Raw genomic sequence first — 6,708 nt, forward strand, 5'->3', positions numbered from 1 at the left:
TTCCGGCTTATTTCTTCAACGGCACCGGCACCACCTCCGAAATCATCTTTCCAGTCGCGGCATCATTGAATCGAATGATGCCGTCGAATCCGCCGGTCACCACCGTTTTGCCATCGGGCGAGAACGTCACCGCGTAAACCGGCGTCTTCACGCCTTCGCATGTGGCGACTCGCTTGCCGCTTTCCGTCTCATAAACGCGGGCTTCGCCCACACCGTCGAGGCTGCTGCCAACGACGAAAGCCGAGCCGGTTTTGTTGAAGGCGACCCCATAGATTCGGCCGGGCAGTTTTTCGTAATCACGGACCTTGTTCGAGTCGTCGCCGATCACCCGCTTCACTTCCCGGTGCATCTTGTACAAGCGGGGCTGACCGTCGGCGCCCGCCACCAGCAGTTCGTCGTACAACTTGGCGGGAACGCCGGGCGTGTCCTTCGGCACGACGGCCATCTTCGGCTTCGCGTCCTTGGCGAGCGGCGGCACCGGGCGGACTTCCACGGCCAGCAGGCCCCCCTTCAACGCGCCGGGGGTGATGCTGGTCACGTTGTCCACGAAGCGGTTCGTCGGCACTTCCGTCAGCTTCACTGATCGGTCCCGGCTGACGGTCACCAAGTGCTGGCCGTCTTGCGAAAACGAGGTGCCCATCACCCAATCCGCGTGGGCGCCTTGGAACAAGATTTGTTTGCCGCTCAACGCTTCAAAAGCCCGGATGGTGTTGTCCGCGCAACCGCAGGCCACCAGTTTGCTGTCCGGCGACCAGCTTACGCCGTACACGGTGTCGTAAGAGACCGGAATGGAAATCTTCAGCGCCGTCTTTTCCACATCCCAGATTTGCACTTCGCCAAACCGGCCGGGATCGCCGCCGGAGACGGCCAGCCATTTGCCATCCGGGGAGAAGGCCAGCGATTGCACCCGTTCCGAGAGGCCGACCAACCGGGCGACGAGCTTGGAACCGTCGGCCGAGCGCAAAATGACCTCGTGATAACCGGACACCGCCAGCAGTTGCCCGTTCGGGGAAAAGGCGAGAGCCGACACCACCGGCAGGGCCTCATAAACCGGGGGATGGGCGGCGTCCACCAGCGGGGCTTTGGCCGAAGCGGGCGTGTCGTCGATGGCCCCCTCTTCCACCCACTTCGTGATCAGTTTGACCTGCGGTTCGGGCAGCGGTTCCTTCCCCTTGGGCATTCTGGCCCGGCCCTGCACTTCGCCGAGGAGTTTCACCAGCAGACTGTCGGCCGGCTTGGAGGCCACCACGCCGGGCTGTTCGCTGTCCCCTTTTTTGAAGAGGTCCGGATAGGCGGTCATCACATAGCCGCCGAGGGATTTGGCCGGTTGATGGCACCCCTGGCAATGCTGTTGGAAGATCGGCCGGACATCCTTGTAGTAACTCACCTTCACGGGTTCGGCGGCGAACACCGGCAGGGACAACAAGGCCAAGGCAAGGGAGAGCAATATTCGGTTCATACGTGCGTGCGGGAAGGCGGGAAACGGGCGATGCGGCAGGTGAGAATTGTTATAACACGCCGCGACCGAAGATACCCGCGTAAATTCGCAAAGTGAGTAACGAAAATCAGCCAACGTCTGGCGGGTGCATTCCGCCCCGGTTGATTCACGTATTCACCGGCGGCGGCCAATGGTTTTCGCCCCAGCACGCTCTTGTCGGATGATCCCAAAAACAGTTTCAGAACACTCTCGCAAACACCGCCTTCAAATACCTTCCCTCCGCACAGTGGGACATAAACGGATGGTCCCCCCCTGCCCCGGTGACCTTGAAGATTTGCGCCGTTCGGCCCGCCTGCCAAGCTGACTTGCGCAAGGTGTCGAGGAAGATTTCTTCGCCCACCAACCCGGTGCAGGAGCACGTTAAGAAGATCCCGCCGGGGGCGACGGTTTGCAGCGCCAGGCGGTTCATGTCGAGGTATTTTTTCAGCGCCAGATCAATGGCTTCGCGGTCGCGGGTCATCTTGGCGGGGTCGAGGATCACCACATCGAAGCGGTTCCCGGTTGGCAGCAGGTCGCGAATCCACGGGAAGATGTCGGCCTGTGTGAACTTGATCTGCACTTGGTTCAAATTCGCGTTCTGCTTGGCGAGGGCGATCACCTCTTCGTCGAGGTCCACGCCAACCACCTCGGCGGCCTTGCCCAGCGTTTTGGCGTAGACCGCGAAGCCGCCGGTGTTGCAGCACAGGTCAAGCACCTTTTTCCCGGCGCAGAAACTGGCCAGCGTTCGCCGGTTGTCGCGTTGATCGACGAAAAACCCGGTCTTGTGCTTCGTGCCGGGGGCGACGCGGAAGCGCACGCCGTGTTCCGTGATGACGCCCGGTGTCGGCGGTTCCGGCGACCGGCAGTTGAATGATTCCTGCTTGCAGATGTGTTCTTCGGCGAACCAATAAAACGTCGAATCGGGGAAGTGTTTCAGCAGGCAATCCTGAATCACGTTCCGCCATTTGAACATCCCCGCCGCGAAGAACTCCAGCACGATCATCTTGCCGAAGCGGTCCACGACGAGGCCGCTCAGGTTGTCGGCCTCCGAATGGATCAACCGATAAGCGTCCGTTGATTCGTCTAGTTTCAGGATGTCCCGGCGAAGACGGACGGCCTCGCCGATCTGCCGGTCGAACCATTCGGCGTTGATCTCCTCTTCCTGCTTGGAGGAAAGCACCCGGAGCGTGATGCGGGAATGGCTGTTGTAAAGCCCCCGGCCCGCCCACGAACCATCGCGGTCGAGGATCTCGACGACGGAGCCGTTGGGGATTTTGTCTGATGGTTTTTCGACCATCTTTTGAAAGATCCACGGGTGATTCGACCGCCGCTCAATCTTGAGCCGGACGGTGTGTTTGAGGGCAACGACAGGTTTTTCTTCGGGGTTCATGGGGTTATTATTCGTTTTCGGCCGGTGGTTTCTAGTTTCTGGTTTCTAGTTTCTAGTTTGAAGAGACGGTCGGAATGGACAGAATTGCCCCGCACGAGAGGCTGTTTGGACCAGAAACCAGAAACCAGAAACCAGAAACAATTTGATTACACTCGACTCTCTCTCGAAAACCTTTGGCCGAACGCCGGTCCTTGAGCCGACGACGCTCAACATCGCGGCCGGGGAGTTGTTTGTCCTTCTCGGGCCGAGCGGGTCGGGGAAGTCCACGCTTTTGCGGCTAATCGCCGGGTTGGAAACGCCAACGAGCGGGAAGATTTTTCTGGACGGCCGGGAGGTCACCCAGACGCCGCCGCATGAGCGGAATATCGCCTTGGTGTCCCAACGCCCGGCGTTGGCTCCCGCGTTGAATGTCGGGGACAATCTGGCGCAGGGGTTAAGGTTTGCCCAAAGCCGGGTGTCGCGGCGGGAGCGGCTTTCAGAGGGCGAGATCGCCGCGCGGGTGCGCGAGGCGGCCGAGTTGCTGGAACTCACTCCCCTGCTGAACCGGCCGGCGGATGATCTCTCTGGCGGGGAGCAACAGCGGGTGTCGCTTGGCCGGGCGATGGTTCGCCGGGCGTCGATCTGGCTGCTGGACGAGCCGTTCGGTTCGCTCGACACGCTGCTCGCTGAAAAATTATCTCTCGGGTTGCACTTGCTCCGGGAGCGTCTCCGTCTCACAATAATCTTTGTTACCCACAACCCGAACGAAGCGATGTCGCTGGCCGACCGCGTCGGGGTGCTCGGTGGGGGTCGTCTCCTGCAAGCCGGTTTTCCGGCGGAGACGTATGATCGACCGGGCCACCGCGCGGTCGCTTGTCTTTTTGGCCAGCCAACCATCAACTTCATTGACGGGTCCGTGGACGGCGGAATCTTCTCGACCGTGTCGGGAAGCCTTCGGCTGTCGGCCCCTTTCCCGGCCGGGAACATGTCTTTGGGCGTTCGCCCGGAAGACCTGTCCCTGACTCCGGGAAACGGCCGGCTTTCCCTCGGGGAATTCACCCTCAAGGAACGTCGCCGTCGGGGATCGGGCTGGCTGGCGGCCGTGGAACGGGGGGATGTTTCCCTTCAAGTTCTTTCGGCCGACGACCCGCCCGGCGTGGGCGATCCCGTGGTGGTTTGGATGGCGCCCGGCAAAACCCACTGGTTTGACGGCGACACGGGATGGCGTCGAGAGACCTGAAGAACACTGATTGCCCGAGAGCTTGCACCGATGGCCAAAGCACCCGCGAAAAAGACCCGAAAAGACATCAACGCCGAGAAGGATGCCGCCCGCGCCGCCCAACGGCAGGCCATCCTCACGCTCGTGGACACGATGCATCGGGAAAAGGGCATCCCGAAGGACATCATCTTCGGCGGCATCGAATCGGCCATCCAACTGGCCATCGAGCGCAACTCCCTTGAATCCGACGAGGATGAAACCGAAGTGGATGTTCTGGTCCACATCGACCGGGCGACCGGCGACATCCTCGCCCAGAAGAACGACCAAGCCATCGAACCGGAAGTGCTGGGCCGCATCGCCGCCCAAGCCGCCCGGCAGGTGATGACTCAGAAGATCCGGGAAGCGGAGTCCGAAGGGGTGTTCACCGAATTCCAAGCCCGTCGCGGCGAACTGGTGACGGCAACCGTGCAGCGGGTGGACAACGGCACGTCCATCGTCACGCTGTCCAAGGACGGCAAGAACACGGTTGGCACCGTCGAGGCCATTCTGCCCCGCAGCGAGCAGATTCCCGGCGAAACCCATCAGGTGAATGACCGCATCAAGGCGGTCGTGATGGATGTCCGCAAGCAGGGGCATCGCGTCAAGATCGTGCTGTCCCGGTGCCATCCGGACTTTGTTCGCGGCCTGTTCGAGCAGGAAATTCCGGAAATCCAAGACCGCACCATCGAAATCAAGACGGTCTCCCGCGAGGCGGGGTATCGGTCCAAGGTGGCCGTGTCGTCCATCGACATGAAGGTCGATTGCGTCGGGGCCTGTGTCGGCGTCCGGGGGAGCCGGATCAAGAATGTGATCGACGAAATCAACGGGGAGCGGATCGACATCGTACGCTGGAACGATTCGATGCAGGTGATGATTCCCAATGCTCTGCAACCGGCCGAGATCAGCGAAGTCCAGCTTTATCCCCGGCTTGGACGGGCGATTGTGCTGGTGGCTGAGGATCAACTGTCGCTGGCCATCGGCCGTCGCGGACAAAACGTCCGGCTGGCGAGCAAATTGGTGGGGTGGGACATCGACATTATGACGGTCGATGAACTGGCCCGCGATCTGGAAAAGGCCGAACGCTGGTTCAGCGCCGTGCCGGGGATGGCTTCGGAAATGATCGAAGTTCTCATCACCGAGGGATTTTTCACCTACACGGATCTGACCTTCCTCGAACCGGAGCAACTCGCCGAAATGACCGGCGTGACCCCGGAAGAGGCGGACGAAATGATTATGTTCGCCGAAGAAATGGCCGAACGGATCGAACGGGAGGGCGAACCGGAGTACGAGGCCGCCCAAGAAGCCGCCGCGGCGGCCGAAGAGCAAACGGCGACGGAAGATACGGAAACCGCGACGGATGGCGAAGCGGCGGCGGAGGGGACGGCCACGGAAGAAACCGTTGAAGCCCCGGCCGAAAAATCCGAGACACCCGCCGGAAGTTTCGATAGCCTGTTCCAAGCCGATGCCGCATCCACGGAAGAACCGGAGGCGTCGGCCAAAACGGAAGAGACTCCCCCAACGGAGTAGCCCCGTCGGTGTAGAATGGATAATGAGCGGGGGTCGCGTGGCCGGGTTTGTCGCCCGATCCGTGAACCCCTTGTGCGGGTCGGGTGTCTTTGTGGACCACTCCACTGATGCCCGATCGTCAAACATCAGCGAAGAGTTCCCCAACCGGCCTTGAGGATTTGACCGACAAAACGCCACGCCAGTGAATAAACAGCCTGCAAGGACCGGACAACCGAGTCCTTTTAACGTGTGCCCCGTCCCTTGTGGGATGGAATGGGAAGGATCATCTTCCCCGTCGGTCATGCCGGTTACAATACGGGAGAACATGCTCCCCCGTATGATAAACTGAATTTCTCTACCTTCAGTCGGGGCGTGGGGAACGTCCCGGAGGATTCCCGCTTGGCTCAGGCTTCCAAGAAAGTCCGTGTTTTTGAATTGGCAAAGACCCTCGACATCGAGTCCAAGAACCTCTTGGATTACTGTCGGGAGCTTGGTTACGATGTCAAAAATCAACTAAGCAGTCTCGAAACCGATCAGGTCGAGGCGGTCAAACAACGCATTAGCAAGGGGGGACGCTCCGCGCCCGTGGCGAACAACACGCCATCCCCCCGGGCGGTTGCGCAGGCAATTCCCACCGCGAAGATCGAGAAAAAGATCGTCGCCCTTCCCGTTCCCAAAGCCAAGGTCGAGGCCCCGGTTGCAGAACCGGAGGAAGTCCGTCCCGAGCCAGAACCGGAATACATTCCTGAACCGGTCGTGGAGCACGTTCCGGAACCGGAACCCGAGCCTGAACCGGTCAAGCCAGCGCCCCGGCCCTTGATGGCCGACATGGGGGGTCGCGTTCCCACCCTGTCGAAGCCGAAACCCGTCGTTGTTCCGGAACCGGCCCCGGCTCCCGAACACGCCCCGGCCCCGGCTCCCGAGCCTGTCGCCGAGACGAAACCAGAACCCGTCGCGGAACCTGTTCGCGAACCCGTCCGGGTTGTCGAACAGGCCCCCGAACCGGTGGTTGTCCCGGCTCCGGCCGTGACCGTACCGGAACCCGCCCCCGCGCCTCAACCGGCCCCGGTTCCCGTGGCTGAGGCCCCGGCGGCCGTC

General features: G+C 61.3%; 5 protein-coding genes. 3 read left to right on the forward strand and 2 right to left on the reverse strand.

Annotated elements, in window-relative coordinates; all coding sequences use genetic code 11:
• Positions 1-7 precede the first annotated feature (7 nt).
• Entirely contained in the window at positions 8-1,459 is a 1,452-nt protein-coding gene (locus BGIM_RS0112775; protein WP_040888814.1) for a c-type cytochrome domain-containing protein, read from the reverse strand.
• A 217-nt stretch (positions 1,460-1,676) separates the two neighbouring features.
• Positions 1,677-2,867: a class I SAM-dependent rRNA methyltransferase gene (locus BGIM_RS0112780; RefSeq protein WP_020470160.1), complete on the reverse strand. Its 1,191-nt coding sequence runs from the start codon at positions 2,865-2,867 to the stop codon at positions 1,677-1,679.
• A 142-nt stretch (positions 2,868-3,009) separates the two neighbouring features.
• Here BGIM_RS0112780 and BGIM_RS0112785 point away from each other — a divergent pair, with 142 nt between their 5' ends.
• From BGIM_RS0112785 to BGIM_RS60315, 3 genes are all read left to right on the forward strand, one after another.
• Positions 3,010-4,086, forward strand: a complete 1,077-nt coding sequence (locus BGIM_RS0112785; protein WP_020470161.1) for an ABC transporter ATP-binding protein — start codon at positions 3,010-3,012, stop codon at positions 4,084-4,086.
• A 30-nt stretch (positions 4,087-4,116) separates the two neighbouring features.
• A complete protein-coding gene (gene nusA, locus BGIM_RS0112790) occupies positions 4,117-5,631 on the forward strand; it encodes a transcription termination factor NusA (protein ID WP_020470162.1) in 1,515 nt (504 codons plus the stop codon).
• A 378-nt stretch (positions 5,632-6,009) separates the two neighbouring features.
• Positions 6,010-6,708, forward strand: a 699-nt coding sequence (locus BGIM_RS60315) for a translation initiation factor IF-2 N-terminal domain-containing protein (protein WP_193788974.1), incomplete at its 3' end; no start/stop codon positions are given.

The sequence above is a fragment of the Zavarzinella formosa DSM 19928 genome (assembly GCF_000255705.1).
GTDB lineage: Bacteria > Planctomycetota > Planctomycetia > Gemmatales > Gemmataceae > Zavarzinella > Zavarzinella formosa.

Excerpts from the sequence above, each read along its gene's own strand:
- BGIM_RS0112775 (WP_040888814.1), bottom strand. The coding sequence starts at position 1,459 with ATGAACCGAATATTGCTCTCCCTTGCCTTGGCCTTGTTGTCCCTGCCG.
- BGIM_RS0112780 (WP_020470160.1), bottom strand. The coding sequence starts at position 2,867 with ATGAACCCCGAAGAAAAACCTGTCGTTGCCCTCAAACACACCGTCCGG.
- nusA (WP_020470162.1), top strand. The coding sequence starts at position 4,117 with ATGGCCAAAGCACCCGCGAAAAAGACCCGAAAAGACATCAACGCCGAG.